This window comes from Caballeronia sp. LjRoot29, from assembly GCF_964252755.1.
In the GTDB taxonomy this organism is placed as follows: Bacteria; Pseudomonadota; Gammaproteobacteria; order Burkholderiales; family Burkholderiaceae; genus Caballeronia.
Genome location: NZ_CAXUPU020000008.1, coordinates 42,716 through 65,716 on the forward strand (window position 1 = coordinate 42,716; position 23,001 = coordinate 65,716).

The following is a 23,001-nucleotide window of genomic DNA, read 5'->3' on the forward strand; positions in this document are numbered from 1 at the left end:
GGCTTACTCCTTATGGCTGGTTTTGACGCGTTCGATCTGCTTTTTGGCTTCGTCGTAGACGTGTTCCGGCGTGAAGCCGAATTTCTTCTTCAGGTCGGAAAGCGGAGCCGATGCCCCGAATGTATGCATCACGATCTGCGAACCGAGGCGGCCGACATAGCGATCCCAGCCGAGCGTGCCCGCCTGCTCAACGCAAACACGCGCGTCGACGTCCGGCGGAATCACGGAATCCTTGTAGGCATTGTCCTGGCGCTCGAAGAGATCCCATGACGGCATGGACACGACCCGCGCCGCGATGCCTTCACTCTTGAGCTTTTCATACGTATCGACGCAGACCGATACTTCGGTACCTGTCGCCATCAGGATGACTTCCGGCTTCTTGCCGTCTTCAGCGTCGGCGAGAACATACGCGCCCTTGTGGACGCCCTTCGCCGATGCATATTTCGACCGGTCGAAAGTCGGCATCGGCTGGCGCGACACCACGATGCACGCCGGACGTTGCGGCTCAGCAAGCGCGGCGCGCCACGATTCGGACACCTCGTTTGCATCGCCCGGACGATACGTACTGAGCCCCGGCACACCGCGCAACGACGCCAGTTGTTCGATCGGCTGGTGCGTCGGACCGTCTTCGCCCACGCCGATGGAATCGTGCGTGAACACGTAGATGACCGGCACCTCCATGATGGCCGAAAGCCGGATGGGCGGCTTCATGTAGTCGCTGAAAATCAGGAACGTGGAACCGTAGGGCCGCAGGTTCGACAGCGCGAGCCCGTTGCAAATTGCGCCCATCACGTGCTCGCGAATACCGAAGTGCAGGTTGCGGCCCGCGTAGTTATCGAACTCGAAACTGCCCGCGCCTTCAAACTTCATATCGGTTTTCGTCGATGGCGACAAATCCGCCGAACCGCCGATCATCCACGGGAAACGCTTGGCAATAGCGTTCAACACCTTGCCCGACGATTCCCGCGACGCCATGCCCTTCGGATCGGCATCGAACGTAGGAATGTCCGCGTCCCAGCCTGCCGGCAACTCGTGCGCTTCGATCTGCGCAAACTCTTTCGCCAAGTCCGGATACTTCTTCGCGTAGTCATCGAAACTCTTTTGCCACGCAACGCGCGCCGCCTTGCCGCGCGCACCGATGCCCTCGTTGAAGTGCTCATACACGCCGTCCGGCACGAGGAAACTCGAATCTTCCGGCCAGCCGTAAAACTTCTTCGCGAGCTTGATTTCGTCCACGCCCAGCGGCTCGCCGTGCGCGGCGGAAGTGTCCTGCTTATGCGGCGCACCCCAGCCGATAATGCTCTTCACCACGATCAGCGTAGGTCCGTCCGTGTTGGCCTTCGCCTGGTTCAGCGCGGCTTCGAGCGCGCCGGCGTCGTTGGCGTCGTCAACGTGGATGGTGTTCCAGTGATAGCCCTTGAAACGCGTTTCCACGTCGTCGCTATACGCGAGATCCGTGTGGCCTTCAATGGTCACGCGGTTGCTGTCGTAGATCCAGGTCAGATTCGACAACTTCAGGTGACCCGCCATGGAAGCGGCTTCGTGCGAGATGCCTTCCATCATGTCGCCGTCACCGCACAACGCGTACACGTGATAGTCGAAAATCTTCGCATCCGGCTTGTTGAAATGCGACTCGTACCAGCGCCCGGCCATGGCCATGCCGACGCTGTTGCCTAGCCCTTGCCCGAGCGGACCGGTGGTGGTTTCAACGCCCGTTGTCATGCGGTATTCGGGATGGCCCGGCGTCTTGCTATCCAGCTGCCGAAAATGCTTGATGTCATCCAGCGACACGGCCGGACCATCCGTTGGCTTGCCGGCGTGATCGACGGCTTTCACGCCGGTCAGGTGCAGCAACGAATACAGCAGCATGGACGCGTGACCGACCGACAGCACGAAGCGGTCGCGATTTGGCCACAGCGGCTCGGCTGGATCGTAGCGCAAGTGGTTCTGCCACAGATGAAAACCGACGGGCGCGAGCGCCATCGGCGTACCCGGGTGGCCGGAATTGGCTTTTTGCACGGCGTCCATGGACAGCGTGCGGATGGTGTTGATGGCGAGGGTGTCGAGATCGGAAGAGGACTTCGAGGGGGTTTGCGGCATGAGCGACGACTCCTTTGCGTAGGGCGCGCTGAGGCACGAGAGGCGCCACAGCGGGCAACCGGGACCTTCGAGCAAGTGTAGTGCCATGACAACTGGCGCGTCACCAAAGAACAACGAAGCGCGCGCCACCAAAGGCTTGGCGCGGCTTATGACAGACGATTACGACATCAACGAGACAACAACTTTACGCTTGAAACAATGCAAAAAACGAACGTAATGGGTAAAAAATCGTCGTCGTTTTTGATCATCGTAACGTTGGCGCGTGACATTTTCAGCAAACGATCAGCGAGTCGGCTCATGGAGTCAACTCACGGAGCCAACTCATTGCGCCAGCTCACGGCGCCGGATTCGGCTGCGCTTCGTGAAGCGCATCGATTTCAGCGAGGATCTCGTCGGACAATTTAACGTCCACGCTGCCGATGTCCTCGTGCAATTGCTCGAGCGACGTCGCGCCGATGAGCGTGCTGGTCGTGAACGGCCGGCTGTTCACGAACGCGAGCGCGAGTTGCGCCGGGCTCAGGCCGTGACGCCGTGCGAGTTCCACGTAGCCGCTGATAGCCTTGATCGTATGCGGCTTGCTGTAGCGTGCAAACCGCTCGAACAGCGTAATGCGGGCACCCGCGGGACGCGCACCGCCCTCGTACTTGCCGGACAACCAGCCGAATGCAAGCGGCGAATACGCCAGCAGGCCGACATCTTCTTTGTGCGTGAACTCGGAGAGGCCGGCTTCGAATGTCCGATTCACCAGGCTGTACGGATTCTGGATGCTTACGATTCGCGGCAAGCCGAGTTTGTCGGCGGCCTGGAGGAATTGGGCGACACCCCAGGGCGTCTCATTCGATACCCCGACGTAACGGATCTTCCCTGCCTTCACGAGATCGCCGAGCACCGTCAGCGTCTCTTCGATAGGCACCGTGTATTCGTCCTTGATCCACGGATAATTCGCGCGGCCGAAGGTCATCGTGCTGCGGTCGGGCCAGTGCAATTGGTACAAATCGATGTAATCCGTCTGCAGCCGTGCGAGGCTGGTATTGACGGCTTCGGTCAGGTTCTTGCGGTCGAATTGATTCGCCTCGCCGCGAATATGCCGCGGATTGTGCGGCTGGCGCGCCGGCCCCGCGATCTTGGTCGCGAGCACGATTTTCTTGCGTGCACCCGGGTTCGCTGCCAGCCACGTGCCGATATATGCCTCCGTGCGCCCTTGCGTCTCGGGACGCGGGGGCACCGGATACATCTCGGCGGCGTCGATCAGGTTGATGCCGGCATCGAGCGCGGCATTGAGTTGCGCGTGCGCGTCGGCTTCCGTGTTCTGCTCGCCCCAGGTCATGGTGCCCAGTCCGATCAGGCTGACATTGACATCCGTTCCACCGAGTTTCCGGTACTCCATCGCGTGCTTCCCCATGTTCGTTTTCAGGTTTCAAAGGCGCTAGCCGAGTGTCGACGCTACCATAGCGCGGGCCTTGCTGCAGGGGTGCCCATCGCCACGGCGCGCTCCCGCCCGGTAAGCTAACGGCATGCGGCGTGATTGGCTTTCATTAGCTTTTCAATCGTGCTGCGTTCATTCGGATCAGAACAAGAGAGACTCTTCGATGCAGGCCCCCGACCTCACCCGCACCACGTCCGGCGCGGCGAACCCACGCGGTTCATCCGTCATCGTGATGCTGGTCGCGGCGACCTTCTTCATGGAGAACCTCGACGGCACGATCATCGCCACGGCATTGCCGCAAATGGCGCGCTCGTTTGGTCTTCACCCCGTCGACCTGAGCCTCGGCATTACGTCGTATCTGTTGACGCTCGCCGTCTTCATCCCTATCAGCGGCTGGGCGGCGGACCGCTTCGGCCTGCGCACCGTGTTCGGCAGCGCGATCGCGTTGTTCACGGTGGCGTCCGTGCTGTGCGGCATGACGTCGACGCTGCCCACGTTCACGGCAGCACGGGTGCTGCAGGGTATCGGCGGTGCGATGATGGTGCCGGTCGGGCGGCTCGCGGTATTGCGCGCGACGCCCAAGGAAGGCTTGATGCGCGCTATCTCGATCATCACCTGGCCCGGCCTTGTCGCGCCCGTGATCGGGCCGCCGCTGGGCGGGTTCATCACCACGTATTCGTCGTGGCGCTGGATCTTTTATTTGAACCTGCCGCTCGGTTTGATTGGCCTGGCCGTGGCGCTTCGTTACCTCGATAACACCCGCGAGCACGCCAGCCGCCGCTTTGATTTCCTGGGTTTCGTGCTGTGCGGCCTTGCCTGCACGACCCTGCTCTACGCGATGGAACTCATCGGCCGCAACGACACGCCCTGGGCATTCGCCAGCGCGCTGACCGCCGTCGGCGTACTCGCGGGGGTGCTCGCGTGGTGGCATGTGCGGCGCGCGAGCGAACCGGTGCTGGATCTCAACGCGCTGCAGATCAAGACTTTCAGGGTGGCGATGGGCGGCGGCTCGTTGTTTCGCGTTGCCATCAGCGCGGCGCCGTTCCTGCTGCCGCTGATGTTTCAGGTCGGCTTCGGGCTGAACGCGTTTGCATCCGGGTTGCTGACGTTGTCGGTCTTCGCCGGCAATTTATCGATGAAACTCGTCACCACGCCGGTCATGCGGCGCTTCGGCTTCCGTCCGGTGCTGATCGTGAACGGGATCGTGGCGGCTGCGTCGCTGGCGTTGATGAGCTTGATATCGCCTGCTACACCGACCTGGATCATCGTCGCGGTGTTGTTTGCGAGCGGACTGTCGCGCTCGCTGCAGTTCACGGCGCTGAACACACTCAGTTTCGCCGATGTCCCGAAGGCGCAGATGAGCGGCGCGTCGGCTTTGTCGAGCACGCTGTTCCAGTTGACGATGGGGATTGGCGTCGCGCTCGGGGCGATCGCTTTGAGGCTGGCCGAATGGCTGCATGGTCACGATGCGCAGACCGTCGTGCCAGCCGATTTCAGCATCGCGTTCTTGATCGTGGGGGCGGTGGGATTGCTGGGAGTAGCGGACCTGTTTAGCTTGCATCGCGATGCGGGCGCGCAGGTTAGCGGGCACGGGAGGAAGGGGTGAGGCAGGTCGAGCCGTTTGCGTGCAGTCAAGACGGTGCTATGATGTATATACGTATTCGTATATCAATTGGAACCGTATAAGATGAATCTGCAAATTGCAAAATGGGGCAATAGCCTCGCGCTTCGAATTCCCGCCGAGTACGTGCGCCGCATTGGCGTGAAGGAAGGCGACCACGTGCAGGTTGACTTGACCATCGACGGCGGTCTTAGTATTCGCGCCTCTAAATGGGACCGCAGCGCGTTCGCCCGGGAGCTTGAAACAACCCGTGAGACGATGCCAATATCTGAGCCCGTCATAGACGAGCTACGGCGCGGAGCGCGCTATTGATGTCGACTTATGTAGACACGTCCGTGCTGGTGGCGCTGTGCGTAAATGAACCCATGAGCGCTGTTGTTGCACGATGGTATGCAGCGTGTACCGACGAATTGACCTCCGCTGCATGGTGCGTCACTGAGTTTGCAAGCGCCCTCGGAATCAAGCAACGGACAGCGCAAATATCCGCCGAGCAAGGTGCGTCCGCATGGCAGGCGTTCGAGCGCCTTTGCGCAAGCGATTTGCAGTTGCTGCCGGTCGAGCCGTCTACGTTTCACCGCGCGGCCGTGCTGACTTTGGACGCCACAACCGGACTGCGCGCTGGCGACGCGTTGCACCTTGCTGCTGCAATGGATGCCAAAGTAAAGACCATGGCAACGCTCGATGGCGTCCTGGCCCGCAATGCCAAACGCATGAGAATTAAGCCTCTCGATTTTTAACGGCCTAACGTGTCGGGCGGAGCCACGGTGGGCGCTGTTCTGGAGACCCTATCAGTGAATTGGCGTGATCGATCCCCGTACTTTATTAATGCTCTGCTCACGCTCTTCAACACCCAGCTTTGAGTAAAGCCTGCGATCTAGCCGTTTGTATATCGGTTGATCTTGTCCAATTCGGCTTAATCAAGAGTCACATGGATTCCAGAAAGCAAAAAGCCCAACTCGCGAAAGTCGGGCTTTTTACTTGAATCTTTTGGGGTGGCTGATGGGGCTCGAACCCACGACAACAGGAATCACAATCCTGGACTCTACCAACTGAGCTACAGCCACCACTGTCTCACTTCTTGCTGCCTCTTTAGCTCGCCAAGAACAGGCTTGCTGAATCGAGAAACGAGATTATACGAACAAAGATTCGCTTTGCCTAGTCCCTTATTCCATCAATTCGACAGGTTCACGCAGATGAGTGCGCGCTTCATCGAAAATAGTCATATCGCCGGTGGCGAGACGGCGGCTATCCGAGAGAACGCGACGCCAGCCACGCGCACCCGCCACGCCTCGATACAAACCCAGCGCATGCCGCGTAATGCCGCCGAGGAACGCCCCGCGCGCCACTTCCTGACGCGCATAGTCGATCAAGCTCGCCTCAGCCTCCTCGCGCGACAACAAGGGCGTATCCGCGCCGTAAAAACGTGAATCGACGCCCGCGAGCACGTAAGGGTTGTGATAGGCCTCGCGGCCGAGCATCACGCCATCGACATGCTTCAGATGCTCTTCCACTTCATCGAGCGTCTTGATGCCACCGTTGATCGATATTTCCAGATGCGGAAAATCGCGCTTCAACTGATACGCATATTCATACTTCAGAGGCGGAATCTCGCGATTCTCCTTCGGGCTCAAACCCTTCAGGATCGCATTCCGCGCGTGGACGATAAACACTTCACAGCCGGCATCGGCGACGGTGCCGACGAAGTCGCGCACGTAGGCATAGTCCTCAACCGCGTCCACACCTATCCTATGCTTGACCGTGACCGGAATGGACACCACGTCGCGCATGGCTTTCACGCAATCCGCGACCAGTTGCGGCTCGTTCATCAGGCACGCGCCGAATGCGCCGCGTTGCACGCGCTCGGACGGGCAGCCGCAATTCAGGTTGATTTCGTCGTAACCCCATTGCTCGCCGAGCTTCGCACTGCGGGCTAGATCCGCTGGCTCGCTGCCGCCGAGCTGCAGCGCAACGGGCGCTTCGCCTGGCGTGAACGCGAGATGCCGCGCGACGTCGCCGTGCAGCAGCGCGCCGGTCGTGACCATCTCTGTATAGAGCCACGTGTGCTTCGTCAGGATGCGGTGAAACGACCGGCAATGGCGGTCAGTCCAGTCCATCATCGGCGCAACGCTGACGCGGCGCGGGCTCGGTTTTAAAGCTGTTGACATGGGAACTGCTGATTGTGGGCGTTGGGCGCCTTTCCGGCGCTGAATCCGTGATTTTACCGTAACGCTCGAAACGCCACGAACTCGACGTTACCAATCAGATTTACCGTGAAATCAACAGCCTGCGCGGAGAATCGATTGCTGTACGGTATTTTTTGCGTCGCGGCCAAGATCGGTCGGCATGAAAATCGTATGCTCCCCGGCCACGGCGCCGCAGTCATCGAAAAAACGAATCTTCCGCACGCTCCGGTGTCTCAAAAATCAAATGCCAGCGCTTTGCCGGATTTATTCGAAAAGCGCCGACGATCCGGAGAAACTCATGAAATCCCGTCCGAATAAAACGCCTTCTTGTATCGTCGCCGCCTTTGCCGTCGTGATCACCGCGCTGGGCATCGGAATGGAAACGAGCGTGCAGGCCCAGACCGCGAACGCCGACGACACTGCGTCGATGGTTAAACCGCCGGTCACACCCAGCGCCCCAAACGCGGCCGGCCCGCGTGCGGATAACCCGGACAACATGCCGACGAAGCGCCCCGCCCTGCCTCCCAACAGCGATCGCATGCTGCACAACAACCCGGCCAGCGACGCAATCGCGAAATAGGACGGCCGAGGATCGCATTTGCCGCATGAAAACGATGACGACCGCAGCGAATCAAGCGGCCGCAGGGCGGCATCGCCGGCAATATTCGGCCGCGGCTCCCGAATGCATCGAGCAACTGGCCGCTGATTCGATCCAACCAAAAGCGAAAAACTTTCGCATCCACACGCCAAGCGCGCCATGGCTCCGCTCAGGCGACTCATCAACTGCCGCAAACCCGATCCAAAGCGATATCGCTGCGAAACTGCAACCTGATTAGCGCATTCGCCAGAACCCGTTGCATCGACCGCAAAGCCGCGTCCGATTGCACCAAAACGCGACATGCCCGACCCTATAATGACGCCACCTTAAAATACAGGCGCAGCCACGGCTCGCGTCTCAAGCGGTGGTTTTTAATGCAAAAAGTCATTCTTCCGTTCGTCGCGGGCTTTCTCGCCGCACTGTTTTTCCGTGAAGCGACCATCGCGATGTTGCATGCGGCCGGCGTGGTCGATCCAGCCGGCTATTCCACCGCTCCATTCCTGCCGCTAGGCATTCCCGAATTCATCGTCAATGCGCTATGGAGCGCATTCTTCGGCATCTTGATGGCGTGGCTGCTGCGCGTCGCACCCGACCGCACCGCGCCGTGGATCGGCGCGCTGGTGTTCGGCGGCATCGTGCTGACCGCCGCGAGCGTGTTCGTGGTCGATCCGCTGCGCGGCATCTGGCCGAGCGGCAACATGCTGCCGCGGCTGGCACTGGGATTTGCATCGAATGCGATGTGGGGCTGGGGCGCGCTCGTCTTCATGCGCGCCTTCATGGCCGGCAACGACGCCGACTAATCCGTCAGCGCCGCCAGCGGATGGTCGCGCTCAGACCACGGACTGTCGTACATCCGCAAGACCGCATCACGCGTCACGTCTTCCATGCGCGACACCTTCCACACCGGCTGATTGTCCTTATCGACAATGCGCGCCCGGATGCCTTCCATCACATCGCCATGATCGAACGTCGCGCGCGTGAGCCCGAGGTCGCGCCTCAACGTCTCGGCCATGCTCGACGTCGTGGCGCGGTCGATCAATTCCAGCGATACATCGACGGATAACGGCGAACGCTCACGCAACTCAGCCGCCGTGCGCGTAGCCCAATCGCTTTCCTCGACGTCCCCGCTCGTCACGCTTTCCAATGACTTCAGACAGGCCGCGCCGTTGCCCGACGCAAAATGCTTGTCGATAAAACCACGCTCCTTTGCAAGCTCGCTCGGCTTCCCTGCATCGGAACGCGCCTGCGCTTCGATAAACCGCACCACCTCCGCGCCGCTCGCGAACGGGTTCTCCTTCAGCGTATTGATAAGAGCCGGCAGCGCTTCGTCGTCCATATAAGCATCGGCGAGGCCGGTGTACAGTGCATCGGCGGCATCGATAGTCGCGCCCGTCGCCGCGAGATAACGCCCGATCGCGCCCGGCGTGCGCGCGAGGAACCAGCTCACGCCCACATCCGGAAACAAGCCGATACGCGTTTCGGGCATCGCCATCTTCGTCGAACCGGTGACCACGCGCACACCGCCCGTATGCCGCGCGCCCTGCGAAATCCCCATTCCACCGCCCATCACCACGCCGTTCAGCAATGCGATATACGGCTTCGGATACGTGAAAATCGCGTGATTCAAGCGGTATTCATCGGTGAAAAATTCTTCGATGACCGCGTGCTCGCCCGCCTTCGCCGATTGATATAAAAACCGGATATCGCCGCCGGCGCAGAACGCGCGCGGATGCGGGCTATAGACGACCACCGCGTGCACCGAAGCGTCGTCACGCCAGACGTTCAGCGCGCGATGAATGGCGTGCAGCATGGGCGTGGACAACGCATTCAACGCCTTCGGACGGTTCAGCGCGATGAAGCCTATACCCTGCACGCGTTCGATACGAATTTCATCGATGGATTCAGTCATATGCAATGCGAGTTTCTATTCGTGTGAGTGAAAATGAAGCTGAAAATGGAACCAGAAAGCCCATCGGGAAAGCCCGTCAACCAGCACTTGCTGACGGCCGTCGACGAGCAGGTTTCTTGTTCTTGCCAGGCAAATATACATCCAGCATTTCATCGATAAGCGTATCCGTCGGCACAGTGAAAACTGTCGAGGCCATCATGCTCAACGACACGATACCGTGCAACGCGGCCCACAATGTCTCGGCGCGAGCCGCAGGCTTATCAACCAACGCCAACGTCCCGGTCAGCAGGGAAAGCACCGTTTCGCCGGCCGATGTCACATCGTTAAACGCGGCACCGGTATAAGCGGCATTCTGCATGAAAATCAGCCGATACACTTCAGGATGCGTCAGCCCGAACGTGACGTACGCATGCGCCATGGCCTTCAGGCGCTCCACCGGTTCGATCACGCCATCAAGCGCGTGCAGGGACTCGAGCAACTGCGCGTGGGCCTCGGCGCAAAGCGCGTGAGCGATGGCATCGCGGCTTGCGAAATGCAGGTAAAGCGAAGCGGGCGAATATCCGACGACCCCTGCGATCTTGCGCATCGACAACGCGTCGAAACCGTCACGCACGACTATCACGCGCGCCGCATCGAGGATTTGGATGCGCAGTAAGGGCTGATTTGAAAGATGTTGTTTTGAGCCTGCCATCCCGCGCATTTTCCGGATGACACCGGCCAAGTCAATGTAAAACTGAGTAGCGATGAATGCAGCCGCCTCTTCAAATACCCGCTATCAGTTCGCCATTCCCGGCGGAAAATGGCCGCTCTTCAAAAGCACGGGCTCACCGTTATTGATATGCAGATGCTCCCTCGCAACCGCTTCAATCCTCGGGCGTGCAGCATCGAATGCACGTATCCACCCGATGCTGTCGCAACTCTGCGCGCCAAAGTGATCCTCCAGGGCTTCAACCGAGATCGCGCACGGAACGCGCTCGCCATCGACCAGCGCAGCGAATACGACCGTGAGATTCGCGTCGCGATACGCCGGCGCATCGGCGGGAAAAAGAATGTTCATGGCGGCCTCGAATGGCAAGGAAATAGGGGTAACGCACGATCCTACTCGCGACGCCTCTTTCCGGTCTACCCGGGTTCTTCCATGCTGAGCCGACTCAGCGAAGCTGGCACGTCGACAATCAGCAGCGACACCGCGTCAGGATCGGCGTAATCGAACTTCAGATGCTGGCTCATGTCCCTTACCCGTTCGCAAAATTGCTGCTGCGCCGGCTCGGTGACCACATCGAAAAGACCCAACGCTTCCGCCTCGAACCGGTAGTGCACGCCCCACGCAATATTGCCCGGATGACTCGCCATGCCGCTTGTGCGCCAACTCACGAACAGGCACGGTTTCAGATCCGTGCCAATCTCGCTGATATCCGCGCCGCTTGGGAACAAATCGAGCAGCGCCTCCGCTACGCAACGCATTGCCGGGTGGCGGATGTTGAGCGTGCGCATCAGCTATTTTGCAACAATCTGTCGATATAGGCGCGCGCCGCCTGCTCCACATTGACGAGCGCGTCGTCCTCGGTCGAAAAGCGCTGTTGAGCGCCGACATCGACCAATGCCTCAAAGCGGCGGACGTTGTCCGGACTGCCCTCCGCAACACTCACGGTACCCACGTAGATGGGTGCGTTCGACGCTCCATCAGCCTGATCCGGAGCTTGGGTAAGACGCGCCGACGCACTGATGTAATACCCGCGATACGGGCCGCTAACGCGTTCTGCCATGTCTTCCTCTCAAATGTTTTATAAGTGTTCGTGTGTTGCCCACGCCTCTGTAAGGGTTGAACGCCGGCAATTAGTTCTCAGCGGTTGCAACCTGTTGCATTTCTTCCCGGGCTTGGGCGGCGCGGCCGGTCCCAAAGCGGTTCGCTTGAAAATGTAGTGCAAGCCGCGCGCCAGAGGCCGGGCTGCGGAGCATTTATTGCGGTGGGTTGATCTGGATCAAAAAGCCGACTTTTTCGCGCGCTCACCGGCATGTGGGAAAATACGTGCACAAACATATTTGGAAACACGTTGGAGACGTAGGTTGGAGAGGCGGGTTCGAGAGCGAGGTCCGTGCGCTCTGCTCGATCTTCTACGACGTTATCCGGTGTCTGCCACCCGAGGAACACAATGAATAAATTTGCCCAGCGCTTGCCGCTTCCCTCCCCGCTTCGCATGGCGCGGGTTTTACAAGCCGCCGGTCTCACCGTGGCAGTCGCGGGTGTCTTAAGCCTTGGCGGATGTGCATCGTCAACCGATGCATCGCTGATTCATCTTCCCGACGGCCAGAGCGGTTATGCCATCAACTGCAGCGGTGCCGATGCGAGCACGACATGGGCGAGCTGCTATGTCATGGCCGGGGATAAATGCGGCGCGACGGGCTACACGATCGTATCGAAGGACAATGAGGAAGGCGGACCGTCGGGCGGCAGCATCACGAACGTGGTATCGGCGAATGTTAAAAACCGCTCGATGGTCGTACGGTGTAACTGACATGCCACCGGCTGCGCGTGGCGCGGCCGGTGTTAATGCGGGCTGACCTTCGAAAACACGTTCAGCACGACTACGCCCGCTACGATCAGGCCCATCCCAAGTACGGCGGGCAGGTCGGGGATCTGCTTGAATAATAATGCCGCCGCGATCGTGATCAGCACGATGCCGGCACCGGACCACACGGCATAGACAATGCCTACCGGCAGCGACTTCAGCGTCAGCGAGAGCAGATAGAACGAGATGCCATAGCCGATCACCACAATGACGGACGGCAGCAGCCGCGAGAATCCTTCCGATGCCCGCAAAGCCGATGTCGCCACGACTTCAGCAACGATAGCGACTGCGAGCAGCATATAAGCGGATGAGCGCATGGGTTATGCCTTGTCCGATGCAAACGCAAGCGCGCTTGCGTCGTGGCCGAGGACCGCGCACAGCGCTTCGACTACGAACTCGTGGTCCCGGCGTTGCGGCAGGCCCGACACCGTCACCACGCCAATCACGCCCGCGCCCTTGACCGTCAGCGGGAACGCGCCGCCGTGCGAGGCGAACTCGGCGGCGGGGAGACTGTATTTGTCGGCAAGGGTGGCGCCTGCCTGCTGCAGCCCCAGGCCGATGGCATAAGAACTCACACGAAAGTGCTCGACCGTTCGCGCCTTGCGTTGCACCCAGCGGACGTTGTCGGGCGTGGTGCCATCGAGCGCGGCGAAGAACAACGGCTGGCCCAAAGTCCGCACTTCCATGGCGACCGCCGCACCGCGCGCCACGGCCATCTCACGCAGTTGCGAGCCGAGCTGCCATGCACGGTCCGAATCAAATTGCGGAAAGACGAGCGTCTGTTCCTGGTGGACGATGGTCTGAAGGTCTTTGGCAATGTTCATAAGCGATGATTTCCTGACGAGTGACAAGTGAAAAGCGGCGCGCCCATAAATTGGTCCGCACACAAGGCGATTGCACAAATTGTGACATGACCGGGGAAGCAGGGTTTGCGCGCGCGCGTCATTTAAGTGCTCTGTGGCGACTCGCCTGTTTTTGGGACGATCGATCTACTCATAAGCCTTCGCCCTAACAATTCTTATTCCGACTCAACTCACTCGATAAATCCAATCGATTCGGGCAGCCAATACGTTGTTTATATTGCACTGACCGACTAATTAGGAGCTTTCTCATTAAGGCATTTTGCCTCACTAAGTAAAGTTCGAGCCTTGTCCACGCAGCCATCGACGAGTCCCTTCGGATTCGATATCGGCGCGGACTCGACACGCGGATGACACCTGTCCCGCTGCGTGCTCGCGTCGTGGATCCGAGTCAACTCTACGCAGGAATGCAAAATGAACAAGGTTTATAAGTCAGTCTGGAATGAATCCATCGGCGCATGGGTCGCGGTGTCGGAAACTGCTGCGGCGCGCGGTAAGCGCAACGGGCGATTAACAAAAGCGGTTGTTGCATCTGTCGTAACCCTTGGTGCAGCAGGGAGTGCCGTCGCGGGAGCGACGGACGGCGGAACTGTGGAAAGCGCGACAGGAGTCGCGGTCGGACCTAATGCGCAATCACAAGACACGGGCACGATCGCAATCGGGATGAACTCCTACACTGACGGCGTAATCGGCAGTACGCCCCCTCCCGGCGTTATTTCTGGAACCATTGCCGTTGGCTACAACGCTCGGTCGGTAGGTCCTGGAAGCATTGCCATCGGTCAAAACTCCGCTATTGGAGACGCGACCAGCCTTGCTGTAACTAACGCAGTTGCGCTCGGATATGCCGCGGTGTCGAACGGTCAACAGGCTGTGTCGATCGGCGCATCAGCGTCGGCAGTGGCCGCTTCGTCAGTAGCATTGGGTAGTGGCGCCGTTGCTGATCGCACCAATACAGTTTCTATCGGTAGCTCTACGACGCAACGACAGCTCGTGCAAGTCGCACGCGGCACGCAAGCGACTGACGCAGTCAACGTGGGGCAGATCACGCCTCTCGTCAGCGCACTTGGCGGCGGTGCTGCCCTTAACGAGGATGGTTCGATCTCTGGCCCGACCTTCACGGTCGCAGGCAAATCATTCAATAACGTCAATGACGCCTTGGAGGCAGCGGGTGCCGGCAGCAAGTACCTGTCAGCAAACGACGCTGCCACCAATAGCAACGGCGCGTCGGCCATCGGCATCGGCAGCATTGCGATTGGTGGAAACGCCGTCGCGGACAGCACCGGTGGTTCGAACGCAGCCCTCGCCATTGGCTCTGACTCACGCGCGAGCACGAAAGCGACTGCTCTCGGCCCGGGCGCAACCGCATCCGCTTTGGACACCGTTGCCCTCGGTACGCTCTCCGTTGCCGACCGCCAAGGCACCGTCTCGGTCGGCAACGCCACGACCAAACGCCAGATCGTGAACGTAGCTGCCGGCACGCAAGCCTATGACGGCGTCAACGTGACCCAGCTTCAGAACGTAACGACCTTGCTCGGCGGCGGAGCGAAGGTCAACGCCGACGGCACGATTCAGGCGCCCGCATACACCGTTGCCGGCGCATCGTTTGGCACCGTTGGCGATGCGATCACCAAGGTCGATACCGAGCTGAGCAACAAGGTCGCCTACGATGCCGCCGACCAGGCGCATATCACGCTGGGAGGCGCCGGTACGTCGAAGCTTGTCACGATTTCCAACCTGCAAATTGGCGACCTGTCCTCGACCAGTACTGATGCCATCAACGGCTCGCAGTTGTACTCGACCAATCAGCGCGTCGGATCGCTCGAAACGTTCGAAGGCAACATCAACAATGGCGGCGGCATCAAGTACTTCCACACGAATTCAACGCTTGCCGATTCATCGGCGACGGGCACGGATTCGGTGGCAATCGGCGGCGCAGCGGTAGCATCGGCGAACAACTCAGTTGCGCTTGGATCGAACTCGGTTGCTGATCGTGTCAACTCGGTGTCCGTCGGTGCAGCCGGCAAGGAACGCCAGATCACCAACGTCGAGGCAGGCACGGCGTCCACCGACGCGGTCAATGTCGGCCAGCTGACCGCCGTATCGAATAACGTCGACACGCTTGGCAGCCTTGCGGTCAAGTACGACACGAACACGGACGGCACGCCGAACTACGGGCAGATCACGCTGGGCGGTGCGGGTGCCACGAAGCCCACGTTGCTGACGAATGTCGCCAGCGGCAAATTGACGGATGACAGCACCGACGCCGTGAACGGGTCGCAACTGTATGCAACCAATCAGAACGTGGCAGCGCTTCAGGACTTTACGAATAACGTCAACAACGGCGGCGGCATCAAGTATTTCCACTCCAACTCCACGCTTGCCGATTCATCGGCAACTGGCGCGGATTCGGTGGCGATCGGCGGCGCGGCTGTGTCGTCGGGTAAGAACTCCGTTGCGCTCGGGTCGAACTCCGTTGCTGATCGGGACAATACGGTGTCGGTCGGCGCAGCAGGTAGCGAGCGCCAGGTCACCAACGTGGCGGCCGGTACGGCGTCCACCGACGCGGTCAACGTCGGGCAACTCAACGCTGTATCGAATAGCGTGACGTCACTTGGCGCCAGCGCGATCAAGTACGACACCAACGCCGACGGCACGCCGGACTATGCCAATGCAACGCTCGGCAACGGCAACGCCACGGGCACGGCGCTGCATAACGTCGCTGCAGGCACCGGCAACATGGACGCGGTCAACCTGGGGCAGTTGAACGACATGATGGGCCAGGTCACCAACCTCGCGAATGGCGCATACAACCCGCTGTTCACCGCCGATGGCAATCGCGACACGGAAATCGCTACGTCGAGCGGCACGCACTCGGTGGCATCGGGCGCGAATGCCATGGCATCAGGCGCGAACTCAGTAGCGTCTGGCGCGACGTCAGTGGCTAGCGGCACCAATTCGATCGCGGTCGGCTCGAATACATCGGCTACAGCGAACAATGCGGTTGCCGTCGGTGCGAATGCATCGGCTACTGCAAACAACTCGGTCGCTCTCGGTGCAGGCTCGGTGGCCGATCGCGCCAACGCGGTATCGGTGGGAACCACAGCGGCCGGCGGTCAGCGTCAGGTCACGAACGTCGCCGCGGGCACAGACGGTACGGACGCCGTCAACGTGAACCAGATGCAGCAATCGGTGAACACGGGCGTGAAGTCGGCGAAGGGTTACACCGACGCCCTTCGCTCCGACATGGACAGCGGCCTGTCGCTTGCCAACAACCACATCAACAGCGTCGGTGCAATGAGCAGCGCGATGGCGATGATGGCAGGCAGCGCGGCAGCGGTGGCCGACAAGGACAACCGCTTCGCACCGGGCACGGGTGTGTATCGCAACAAGGCCGCTATTGCGATCGGCTTCCAAAAGCGCTTTGGCACCAACATGGTCATCACGGTCGGCGGTTCGACGACCGGCGAAGAAAGCACCGGAGGCGCAGGTTTCGCGTTTGGCTTCTAAGCAACGTTTCAACCGCTTGGATGCATAGTTAGCAAACACATGGCCGCAGACCTCTTCAGTGAGGTTTGCGGCCGTGTTTTCATATGCGCCTTCACATGTGAAGCAGTGGCTTGCGCTTAACCGGTCGCGTCTTGAAGCACTTGAGCACGAACAGCACTCGACGTTCCTCATCAGCCACTGCTGTTTCAGACCAAGTTATCAAAGCAGTGAAACATGTTGCACTGCAAACACCGTTGCCCTATAATCTTTTTCGCGGGGTGGAGCAGTCTGGCAGCTCGTCGGGCTCATAACCCGAAGGTCATAGGTTCAAATCCTATCCCCGCAACCAAGGATTAAAAGTCAAAAGCCCGGTTCTCCGGGCTTTTTTCATTTCAGCGGCATTGGTTGGATGCTGGGGCCATTGGAGTTGTTGGGGGTCTCTCTACGGGGTTGCATAGCGCGAATACCAAGTGCTCATGGTCCTATGCTGCGCTGAACGGTCGCCCTGCCCCGCACAAACTCGCGCATCCACGCGTGGCATAATCAAAGGCTAAACCCGCTTTTGGAAGCCATCGTCAGCCTCATGCGCCGTCGCCTTGTACGCAAGTTCGGAAGCCTCATCGGATTGCTTGCGATCCTGATGACCGCGCTCGCTCCGGCCGTATCGCAAGCGCTGGCCTCCCGCACGCAATCCGTGACAATCCTGAGTGCGTTTTGCTCGGCAGGAGCCCAAACGCCGCGGACGCCACTGTCCAATACTGGCAAATCCATTCGTTCGCCGCACTCGGCCGCCGGTCATTGGCAAGCATGCGGCTACTGCAACCTCGCGGCGCATTCACCTGGGGTCGCGCCTTGCGCAAGTGTTTATCAAGCGCGTATCACGCCGGGATCTCTACCCGATAACACCGCTGCCCAACCCTTCCCGCCATATGCGAAGGTCTTTGCAGCACAGCCTCGTGCACCGCCGGTCTTCATCTGATTCCTCCTCGCACTGCCGCCGGCTGAATGGCCGGTACTCATCATTCGCGTCGCTCGGATCGAACGAGATCAAACAGGATCAGCATGAACACGTCTCTCGCAATCATGATCAAGCGGGGTGGCTTGGCCGCCTTGCTTCTCGCCACCGCACAGCTCGCTTTTGCCCATGCGCATCCCACGCAGCAAACGCCTGCACCGGACGCGACGGTCGAAGCGCCGCATGAAGTAGCCATCGATTTCACGGAAGGTCTTGAGCCGGCATTCAGCACGCTGACCGTGGTCGATACAGCGGGCAAGCAGGTCAACAGCGCGAAATCGGCCTTCGATACAAAAAACAAGAAACATATGAGCGTCGCGCTCGGTGATCTGAAGCCGGGCACGTATCAAGTGGAATGGACGGCCGTGGCCGACGACGGCCATCGCACGCAAGGCCATTACCTGTTCAACGTAAAGTGAGCTGACTATGAAAACCAACACACTGATGCACGCCGGCTTGCTTTCTCTATGCGCCTTCGCGGCGTCCGGCGCGCAAGCCGCCACGCTCGATGTCCACGATTGCTGGATCCGTTCGATGCCGGCTAAATTGCCATCGTCGGGCTACTTCGTGGTATCGAATAACGGCGATAAACCCGCGACCCTCACCGGCGCTGAAACGCCTGCGTACGGCATGGCGATGCTGCATAAATCGACGAGTAACGGCAGCACATCAACCATGTCGATAGTGGAATCCGCCGAGGTGCCCGCGCACGGCACGCTCGCGTTTGCGCCCAGCGGTTATCACCTGATGCTGGAAGACGCGCCCAAGCCGGTGAAGGTCGGATCATCGGTTCCGTTGAAGCTGACGTTTGCGGATCAGTCGAGCATCGATACAACCTGCGTGGTCAAGCCGGCGTCTACGCTGGGTAAATAACGGCGCAACCTGTCACTCGCGCCGCGACAAAAAAAGCGCGCTGCAATCAAATTGCAGCGCGCTTTTTTATGCTGAAACAACCCTCTGTCAATGCCCCTTGAAGAGATCCATGATCTCTTTCCGCTCGGTCGGATTCACGCTGGGCGGCGGTACGCTCGGAGGCGTCAGTCCGGCAGGGCCGACACCGCCCACTGCATCGCTTGCCGCTTCGACCGGATTCGCTGAATCCACACCGATGCTCGCAACAAAACCATTGCCCGGGGTTTTATCGGCGAAGAACAACTCGCCGTCGACGGTCGTCAGGCCTTCAGGCATCGCCATTTGCTGTTGCGGAACATTGGCAAGCGCCCGTTGCATGAACTCCACCCAGATTGGCAACGCCAACTGTGCACCGAACTCGCGGCCGCCGAGCGACTTCGGCTGGTCGTAACCCATCCACGCGATCGCCACGAGTTGATGCTGGTAACCCGCGAACCAGCCGTCCTTCGCGTCGTTGGTCGTACCCGTCTTGCCCTGCAGATCGTTGCGCTTGAGCACGTTGGTGCCAGCGCCCGTGCCGCCGGTCGCAACCGAATGCAGCAAGCTGTTCATGACGTATGCGTTGCGCGGTTCGAGCGTTTGCGGCGCGTTGCTGCCGGCAATCAGCGGATTGGCGCGCGAAATTACCGTGCCGCGTGCATCAGCTACTTCGCCAATCAGGTACGGATTGATCCGCGAACCGCCGTTGGCGAACACCGAATATCCACCGGCCAGTTGCAGCGGCGTGACAAGACCGGCGCCAAGTGCGAGCGGCAGATACGGCGGAGTTTTGTCGACATCGAAACCGAACTTCTGCGTGACGTAATCCTGCGCGTACTTCGTGCCGATGTAAGAAAGGATGCGGATCGACACCAGGTTCTTCGACTTCATCAACGCCGTGCGCATGGACATGGGACCATCAGGCTGGTCGTCGTCCTTCGGCTCCCATGCGTCACCACCTGGCGAGGTTGGCGGGAAATACAACGGCGCGTCATTGATGATGGTTGCCGGTCCAAGACCCTTTTCCAGCGATGCCGAATAGATAAACGGCTTGAAGCTCGAGCCCGGCTGGCGCCACGCCTGCGTGACGTGATTGAACTTGTTCTTGTTGTAGTCGAAGCCGCCGACCAGCGCGCGAATCGCCCCGTCCTGGGGCACGAGCGAGACCAGCGCGCCCTCGACCTGCGGCAACTGCGTGATGCTCCAGTTGCCCTTCGCGTCCTGCACCACGCGCACGATGGAACCCGGCTTGATCCGCACCGCCGCCGACGCATTGCTGCGCAAGCCGGCAGCCGCGAAACGCAAGCCGTCGCCGGTGATGGTCGCCGGGTCAGCGTTGACGAACGTCACGACCACCTGCTTCGCATTCACCGACGTCGCCACGCCCGCGATCAGGTCCCCGTTATCGGGGTGATCGGCGAGCGCGTCATCGATGGCTTCGTCGCGGTCGTCCTGGTTCGTCGGCAGATTGACGAACCCTTCCGGCCCGCGATACCCATGGCGCCGCTCGTAATCCATCACGCCCTTGCGCACGGCGTTATACGCCGCTTCCTGATCGGCGGAATCGATGGTCGTGGTCACCGAAAAGCCACGCGTGTAGGTATCGTCGCGATACTGCGCGTACATCATCTGGCGCACCATTTCCGCGACGTATTCCGCATGCACGCTGTACTCCGTCCCGGACACGCGCGCGTGAATTTCCTCGGCGCTGGCCTGGTCGAATTGCGCTTGCGTGATGTACTTCAAGTCGAGCATGCGCTTCAGGATGTATTGCTGACGCACCTTCGCGCGCTTCGGATTGACGACCGGGTTATACGCCGACGGCGCCTTCGGCAAACCTGCGAGCATCGCGCATTCGGCGAGCGTCAGGTCCTTGAGGTCCTTGCCGAAATACACCCGCGCCGCCGATGCAAACCCGTACGCCCGCTCGCCCAGATAAATCTGGTTCATGTACAGCTCGAGAATCTGGTCCTTTGTCAGCGCGCGCTCGATCTTGTACGCGAGCAGCATTTCGTAGACCTTGCGCGTGTAGGTCTTCTCGCTCGAGAGGAAGAAGTTACGCGCGACCTGCATGGTGATCGTGCTGGCGCCCTGGGACGCGCCGCCATGCGTGATATCGCTCAAGCCCGCTCGCGCAATGCCGATGAAATCCACGCCGCCGTGCTCATAGAAACGATAATCCTCGATCGCGAGGACGGCCTTTTTCATCTGGTCGGGAATCTCGTCGAAGCGCGCGATCCGCCGCCGCTCCTCGCCGAACTCGCCGATCAGCACGTGATCCGCGGTATAGACGCGCAGCGGCACTTTCGGCTGATAGTCGGTCAGCGCTTCAAGCGACGGCAGGTTCGGCCCCATCACGACCAGCGCATAGCCAATGATCAGCGCGCCGACTATCGCCGCGACGGCAATAAGCCCGACGAACCACAATACGATGCGCACCGCGATCGAGGGTCCGGCTGAAGACTTGGTGGTGGGTTGACGGTAACGATTGGGACCATCTTGATCCCGGTCATCGCGTGGAGCGTTCGAGGAATTCGGTCGTTTGATGATTGGCATGACTTGGATTGAACGGTGCGCCCTTAAGGCGCCCGGTGCGCAACGCCATGAAACCGCGTAACGATAAATATTGGGGTGAGGAAAAGCCGTGGCCAGCTTCGCCGTGTAGCCGATGTGTAGCGCTGCAGCCTGATCGATACCTGGAAGCACTCAACTCAACTCAAACCGAGCAGGCGCCTCCATGAAAATCTGTCCAGACTGCTGCGTCGCGTGCCGTTGCCCCCGGACTGGCTGCGCGTTCCCGCGTTTGCCCGCCGCGTTTGGCCGTTATCGGATTGTAAGAAAAACTGCAACACTCACGGCCCCGCGGAGAATAACAGCGCATTTTAAAGAATTCGAGCGCCCAGCACCGGCAGTGGCACGATTTTTTTGTAAGTAAATCCCGTGTAACGGGCCGTCGTGGCAAGTTTGCCCGTCAAAACCAATGCTCTTCAAGCTATCGCGGAGGCGGCATTAGCACCGCCATCTCAATATTGCAAGTGGATGATGCGGGCCGCGTCCGAAGCGTGGCTCGGCGATGTGCGCCCGCGCGACGAGAGGTTGGCAAAACGATATGATGGACACGTTGGTTGCGTGGTTTGCCGTACCGCCGCGTACGCCGAAAACGCATCAAATGGCGTTGCCCGTGTTGGATTTTTAGCCGTTCTGACTTGCCAGCCCTGCTTAGCGAGGCGCTCATGACTACCAAACCCAGCGAACGCATCGTTGTTTTTGTTACTCCCGCGCAGAAACTTGCGATCACCAGCACTGCGGACGTCCTTGGCGTCAGCGTCAGCGAACTCATGCGGCGCGCCGTATTGAGCTTCAATGCGACCAGCGAACAGGTGAAAGCCGCCAGTCTCGTAGACCGATTGCGTGCGCCGAAAACCCCCGACCCGTTGAATGTCGCGCTGCGGCAGGTCGCCGAACGGGCAGCCGCCCGCGAGGCGCGGGAAGCGGCACAGGTTGCCAGGGTAGCCAGCAAACGCACGTTGGCCGCCGAAGGGCCGAAGCCATTGCCCGCGCTTGAACCGGACACGGACGACGTCCTTCCGCAGACCTGCGATTCCGGGGAAGACTTCGGTACGCCGGATGAATCGGACGAAGACGCATCGTTTCCCGAACGTTCCTGAAAGTTGCCCGGCAAGCCAGCCGGCTCAGTCGAGCGGGACCACGCGCGTTGTGATTGCGACCGCAACGGCCGATGCGGCTGCGCTCGCCACGGCGCCCCATGCCACGTCGACGAAAACGAGGGTCGTGCTCCAGCCTTTCAGCGTGGCGAGGTTGGTGAGGTCGTACGTGGCATACGCGACGATGCCGAATATTGCCCCGTTCATCAATCCTCGCAGGGCGCTCTGCTCGACTATGCCCGGCACGACACAAAAATACACCATCCCCGCGATGTAAATGACGTAAAAAACCGCCGCCGCGACGAAGTTGGGCTTTGCCAATAACAATCCGCCAATCTCCCGTTGATACAAACTTCGCGAAATCACGCCAAGCCAGATCGCATCGAGAACCAGGAAAACCACCGCTGTGACGGCGAATGCAACGACGATCATTTTTGACATGAAGAATCCGTTCTTATTTCGTTGAAAAGCTTCAATTTCCGCGTCGGTACTCGCTAAATCAAGCGCATGGTGTACCGTTAAGAGAATGCGATTAAGCCCGGTTTAAGCCGTCGCGTGGTTTAATAGCCCGGCAAAAATCAGATGCCGCGCCCGGGTTGTCACATTGGCCTACGATCAGGGCCAGTCGGCCGAACCTGCCGGCACTGCGCGGATTCCAGCTTCGCAACAAATGTGCA

23 protein-coding genes, 2 tRNA genes and 1 pseudogene are annotated in these 23,001 nt (G+C 59.9%); 13 read left to right on the top strand and 13 right to left on the bottom strand.

The window, feature by feature from the left end; translation table 11 throughout:
- Positions 1-3: 3 nt before the first annotated feature.
- Together tkt and ACSQ83_RS11780 are read right to left on the bottom strand one after the other, a co-directional pair.
- The gene (gene tkt / locus ACSQ83_RS11775; protein WP_414967040.1) at positions 4-2,100 is read right to left on the bottom strand and encodes a transketolase; all 2,097 of its coding nucleotides are present in this window, start codon (positions 2,098-2,100) and stop codon (positions 4-6) included.
- A 334-nt stretch (positions 2,101-2,434) separates the two neighbouring features.
- A complete protein-coding gene (locus ACSQ83_RS11780; RefSeq protein WP_436228332.1) occupies positions 2,435-3,487 on the bottom strand; it encodes an NADP(H)-dependent aldo-keto reductase in 1,053 nt (350 codons plus the stop codon).
- A 202-nt stretch (positions 3,488-3,689) separates the two neighbouring features.
- On the opposite strand from ACSQ83_RS11780, the gene ACSQ83_RS11785 reads away from it, so the two are divergent.
- The 3 genes from ACSQ83_RS11785 (at position 3,690) to ACSQ83_RS11795 (ending at position 5,884) form a co-directional block, all read left to right on the top strand.
- Entirely contained in the window at positions 3,690-5,132 is a 1,443-nt protein-coding gene (locus ACSQ83_RS11785; RefSeq protein WP_436228243.1) for a DHA2 family efflux MFS transporter permease subunit, read from the top strand.
- Between the two features lie 81 nt (positions 5,133-5,213).
- Positions 5,214-5,459 carry an AbrB/MazE/SpoVT family DNA-binding domain-containing protein gene (locus ACSQ83_RS11790; RefSeq protein ID WP_436228244.1) on the top strand — a complete coding sequence of 82 codons (246 nt, stop codon included), beginning with the start codon at positions 5,214-5,216 and terminating at the stop codon, positions 5,457-5,459.
- Positions 5,459-5,884 (top strand): type II toxin-antitoxin system VapC family toxin, encoded by a 426-nt coding sequence (locus ACSQ83_RS11795; RefSeq protein ID WP_414967037.1) that lies wholly within the window; start codon positions 5,459-5,461, stop codon positions 5,882-5,884. The genes ACSQ83_RS11790 and ACSQ83_RS11795 overlap by 1 nt, the downstream gene beginning before the upstream one ends.
- A 251-nt stretch (positions 5,885-6,135) precedes the next feature.
- Here ACSQ83_RS11795 and ACSQ83_RS11800 read toward each other — a convergent pair.
- Together ACSQ83_RS11800 and dusA are read right to left on the bottom strand one after the other, a co-directional pair.
- Positions 6,136-6,211: transfer RNA gene (locus ACSQ83_RS11800), tRNA-His, on the bottom strand.
- Positions 6,212-6,310: 99 nt separating this feature from the next.
- Entirely contained in the window at positions 6,311-7,312 is a 1,002-nt protein-coding gene (gene dusA / locus ACSQ83_RS11805; RefSeq protein ID WP_436228245.1) for a tRNA dihydrouridine(20/20a) synthase DusA, read from the bottom strand.
- 105 nt (positions 7,313-7,417) lie between these two features.
- Between dusA and ACSQ83_RS11810 the strand changes: the two genes are divergently transcribed.
- From ACSQ83_RS11810 to ACSQ83_RS11820, 3 genes are all read left to right on the top strand, one after another.
- Entirely contained in the window at positions 7,418-7,648 is a 231-nt protein-coding gene (locus tag ACSQ83_RS11810) for a hypothetical protein (RefSeq protein ID WP_414948447.1), read from the top strand.
- Entirely contained in the window at positions 7,629-7,910 is a 282-nt protein-coding gene (locus ACSQ83_RS11815) for a hypothetical protein (protein ID WP_436228246.1), read from the top strand. The genes ACSQ83_RS11810 and ACSQ83_RS11815 overlap by 20 nt, the downstream gene beginning before the upstream one ends.
- Positions 7,911-8,302: 392 nt before the next feature.
- Complete coding sequence (locus ACSQ83_RS11820) at positions 8,303-8,728, top strand: hypothetical protein (protein WP_414948445.1); 426 nt, start codon at positions 8,303-8,305, stop codon at positions 8,726-8,728.
- Here the strand turns inward: ACSQ83_RS11820 and ACSQ83_RS11825 are convergent.
- The 5 genes from ACSQ83_RS11825 to ACSQ83_RS11845 form a co-directional block, all read right to left on the bottom strand.
- Positions 8,725-9,837, bottom strand: coding sequence for an enoyl-CoA hydratase/isomerase family protein (locus ACSQ83_RS11825; RefSeq protein ID WP_436228247.1), 1,113 nt, complete (start codon positions 9,835-9,837; stop codon positions 8,725-8,727). The two genes, ACSQ83_RS11820 and ACSQ83_RS11825, sit on opposite strands and share 4 nt — an antisense overlap.
- 76 nt (positions 9,838-9,913) lie before the next feature.
- Positions 9,914-10,528: a TetR/AcrR family transcriptional regulator gene (locus ACSQ83_RS11830; RefSeq protein WP_436228248.1), complete on the bottom strand. Its 615-nt coding sequence runs from the start codon at positions 10,526-10,528 to the stop codon at positions 9,914-9,916.
- 84 nt (positions 10,529-10,612) lie between these two features.
- Positions 10,613-10,894 (bottom strand): DUF1488 domain-containing protein, encoded by a 282-nt coding sequence (locus ACSQ83_RS11835; protein ID WP_414948442.1) that lies wholly within the window; start codon positions 10,892-10,894, stop codon positions 10,613-10,615.
- Between the two features lie 65 nt (positions 10,895-10,959).
- Positions 10,960-11,331, bottom strand: coding sequence for a hypothetical protein (locus ACSQ83_RS11840; RefSeq protein WP_436228249.1), 372 nt, complete (start codon positions 11,329-11,331; stop codon positions 10,960-10,962).
- Positions 11,331-11,603, bottom strand: coding sequence for a hypothetical protein (locus ACSQ83_RS11845; protein ID WP_436228250.1), 273 nt, complete (start codon positions 11,601-11,603; stop codon positions 11,331-11,333). Before ACSQ83_RS11845 ends, ACSQ83_RS11840 begins: the two co-directional genes overlap by 1 nt.
- A 432-nt stretch (positions 11,604-12,035) precedes the next feature.
- Between ACSQ83_RS11845 and ACSQ83_RS11850 the strand changes: the two genes are divergently transcribed.
- Positions 12,036-12,353: a hypothetical protein gene (locus tag ACSQ83_RS11850; protein WP_414948683.1), complete on the top strand. Its 318-nt coding sequence runs from the start codon at positions 12,036-12,038 to the stop codon at positions 12,351-12,353.
- 32 nt (positions 12,354-12,385) lie between these two features.
- Here ACSQ83_RS11850 and ACSQ83_RS11855 read toward each other — a convergent pair whose 3' ends face one another.
- Positions 12,386-12,724 (bottom strand): DMT family transporter, encoded by a 339-nt coding sequence (locus ACSQ83_RS11855; protein WP_436228251.1) that lies wholly within the window; start codon positions 12,722-12,724, stop codon positions 12,386-12,388.
- A gap of 3 nt (positions 12,725-12,727) precedes the next feature.
- On the bottom strand, positions 12,728-13,231 hold the full coding sequence (locus ACSQ83_RS11860; RefSeq protein WP_436228252.1) for a heme-degrading domain-containing protein: 504 nt from the start codon (positions 13,229-13,231) through the stop codon (positions 12,728-12,730).
- A gap of 450 nt (positions 13,232-13,681) precedes the next feature.
- Between ACSQ83_RS11860 and ACSQ83_RS11865 the strand changes: the two genes are divergently transcribed.
- From ACSQ83_RS11865 to ACSQ83_RS11885, 5 genes are all read left to right on the top strand, one after another.
- On the top strand, positions 13,682-16,774 hold the full coding sequence (locus ACSQ83_RS11865; protein ID WP_436228253.1) for an ESPR-type extended signal peptide-containing protein: 3,093 nt from the start codon (positions 13,682-13,684) through the stop codon (positions 16,772-16,774).
- 251 nt (positions 16,775-17,025) lie between these two features.
- A tRNA-Met gene (locus tag ACSQ83_RS11870) sits at positions 17,026-17,102 on the top strand.
- 291 nt (positions 17,103-17,393) lie between these two features.
- Positions 17,394-17,732, top strand: a complete 339-nt coding sequence (locus ACSQ83_RS11875; RefSeq protein WP_436228333.1) for a DUF2946 domain-containing protein — start codon at positions 17,394-17,396, stop codon at positions 17,730-17,732.
- 83 nt (positions 17,733-17,815) lie between these two features.
- A complete protein-coding gene (gene copC, locus ACSQ83_RS11880; RefSeq protein ID WP_436228254.1) occupies positions 17,816-18,187 on the top strand; it encodes a copper homeostasis periplasmic binding protein CopC in 372 nt (123 codons plus the stop codon).
- Positions 18,188-18,194: 7 nt separating this feature from the next.
- Entirely contained in the window at positions 18,195-18,641 is a 447-nt protein-coding gene (locus tag ACSQ83_RS11885) for a copper chaperone PCu(A)C (RefSeq protein ID WP_436228255.1), read from the top strand.
- Between the two features lie 87 nt (positions 18,642-18,728).
- On the opposite strand, the gene ACSQ83_RS11890 is transcribed toward ACSQ83_RS11885, so the two are convergent.
- On the bottom strand, positions 18,729-21,215 hold the full coding sequence (locus ACSQ83_RS11890) for a penicillin-binding protein 1A (RefSeq protein ID WP_414948434.1): 2,487 nt from the start codon (positions 21,213-21,215) through the stop codon (positions 18,729-18,731).
- Positions 21,216-21,892: 677 nt separating this feature from the next.
- Here ACSQ83_RS11890 and ACSQ83_RS11895 point away from each other — a divergent pair.
- Positions 21,893-22,165 (top strand): annotated as a pseudogene (locus ACSQ83_RS11895) (plasmid mobilization protein); the annotation flags it as partial.
- Positions 22,166-22,351: 186 nt separating this feature from the next.
- Here the strand turns inward: ACSQ83_RS11895 and ACSQ83_RS11900 are convergent.
- On the bottom strand, positions 22,352-22,765 hold the full coding sequence (locus ACSQ83_RS11900) for a DUF2177 family protein (protein ID WP_436228256.1): 414 nt from the start codon (positions 22,763-22,765) through the stop codon (positions 22,352-22,354).
- Between the last annotated feature and the right edge of the window lie 236 nt (positions 22,766-23,001).

What these genes read in the sequence shown, in the direction of transcription:
- tkt (WP_414967040.1), bottom strand. Translation starts at nt 2,100, where the DNA reads ATGCCGCAAACCCCCTCGAAGTCCTCTTCCGATCTCGACACCCTCGCC.
- ACSQ83_RS11780 (WP_436228332.1), bottom strand. Translation starts at nt 3,487, where the DNA reads ATGGAGTACCGGAAACTCGGTGGAACGGATGTCAATGTCAGCCTGATC.
- ACSQ83_RS11785 (WP_436228243.1), top strand. Translation starts at nt 3,690, where the DNA reads ATGCAGGCCCCCGACCTCACCCGCACCACGTCCGGCGCGGCGAACCCA.
- ACSQ83_RS11790 (WP_436228244.1), top strand. Translation starts at nt 5,214, where the DNA reads ATGAATCTGCAAATTGCAAAATGGGGCAATAGCCTCGCGCTTCGAATT.
- ACSQ83_RS11795 (WP_414967037.1), top strand. Translation starts at nt 5,459, where the DNA reads ATGTCGACTTATGTAGACACGTCCGTGCTGGTGGCGCTGTGCGTAAAT.
- dusA (WP_436228245.1), bottom strand. Translation starts at nt 7,312, where the DNA reads ATGTCAACAGCTTTAAAACCGAGCCCGCGCCGCGTCAGCGTTGCGCCG.
- ACSQ83_RS11815 (WP_436228246.1), top strand. Translation starts at nt 7,629, where the DNA reads ATGAAATCCCGTCCGAATAAAACGCCTTCTTGTATCGTCGCCGCCTTT.
- ACSQ83_RS11820 (WP_414948445.1), top strand. Translation starts at nt 8,303, where the DNA reads ATGCAAAAAGTCATTCTTCCGTTCGTCGCGGGCTTTCTCGCCGCACTG.
- ACSQ83_RS11825 (WP_436228247.1), bottom strand. Translation starts at nt 9,837, where the DNA reads ATGACTGAATCCATCGATGAAATTCGTATCGAACGCGTGCAGGGTATA.
- ACSQ83_RS11830 (WP_436228248.1), bottom strand. Translation starts at nt 10,528, where the DNA reads ATGGCAGGCTCAAAACAACATCTTTCAAATCAGCCCTTACTGCGCATC.
- ACSQ83_RS11835 (WP_414948442.1), bottom strand. Translation starts at nt 10,894, where the DNA reads ATGAACATTCTTTTTCCCGCCGATGCGCCGGCGTATCGCGACGCGAAT.
- ACSQ83_RS11840 (WP_436228249.1), bottom strand. Translation starts at nt 11,331, where the DNA reads ATGCGCACGCTCAACATCCGCCACCCGGCAATGCGTTGCGTAGCGGAG.
- ACSQ83_RS11845 (WP_436228250.1), bottom strand. Translation starts at nt 11,603, where the DNA reads ATGGCAGAACGCGTTAGCGGCCCGTATCGCGGGTATTACATCAGTGCG.
- ACSQ83_RS11850 (WP_414948683.1), top strand. Translation starts at nt 12,036, where the DNA reads ATGGCGCGGGTTTTACAAGCCGCCGGTCTCACCGTGGCAGTCGCGGGT.
- ACSQ83_RS11855 (WP_436228251.1), bottom strand. Translation starts at nt 12,724, where the DNA reads ATGCGCTCATCCGCTTATATGCTGCTCGCAGTCGCTATCGTTGCTGAA.
- ACSQ83_RS11860 (WP_436228252.1), bottom strand. Translation starts at nt 13,231, where the DNA reads ATGAACATTGCCAAAGACCTTCAGACCATCGTCCACCAGGAACAGACG.
- ACSQ83_RS11865 (WP_436228253.1), top strand. Translation starts at nt 13,682, where the DNA reads ATGAACAAGGTTTATAAGTCAGTCTGGAATGAATCCATCGGCGCATGG.
- ACSQ83_RS11875 (WP_436228333.1), top strand. Translation starts at nt 17,394, where the DNA reads ATGACCGCGCTCGCTCCGGCCGTATCGCAAGCGCTGGCCTCCCGCACG.
- copC (WP_436228254.1), top strand. Translation starts at nt 17,816, where the DNA reads ATGAACACGTCTCTCGCAATCATGATCAAGCGGGGTGGCTTGGCCGCC.
- ACSQ83_RS11885 (WP_436228255.1), top strand. Translation starts at nt 18,195, where the DNA reads ATGAAAACCAACACACTGATGCACGCCGGCTTGCTTTCTCTATGCGCC.
- ACSQ83_RS11890 (WP_414948434.1), bottom strand. Translation starts at nt 21,215, where the DNA reads ATGCCAATCATCAAACGACCGAATTCCTCGAACGCTCCACGCGATGAC.
- ACSQ83_RS11900 (WP_436228256.1), bottom strand. Translation starts at nt 22,765, where the DNA reads ATGTCAAAAATGATCGTCGTTGCATTCGCCGTCACAGCGGTGGTTTTC.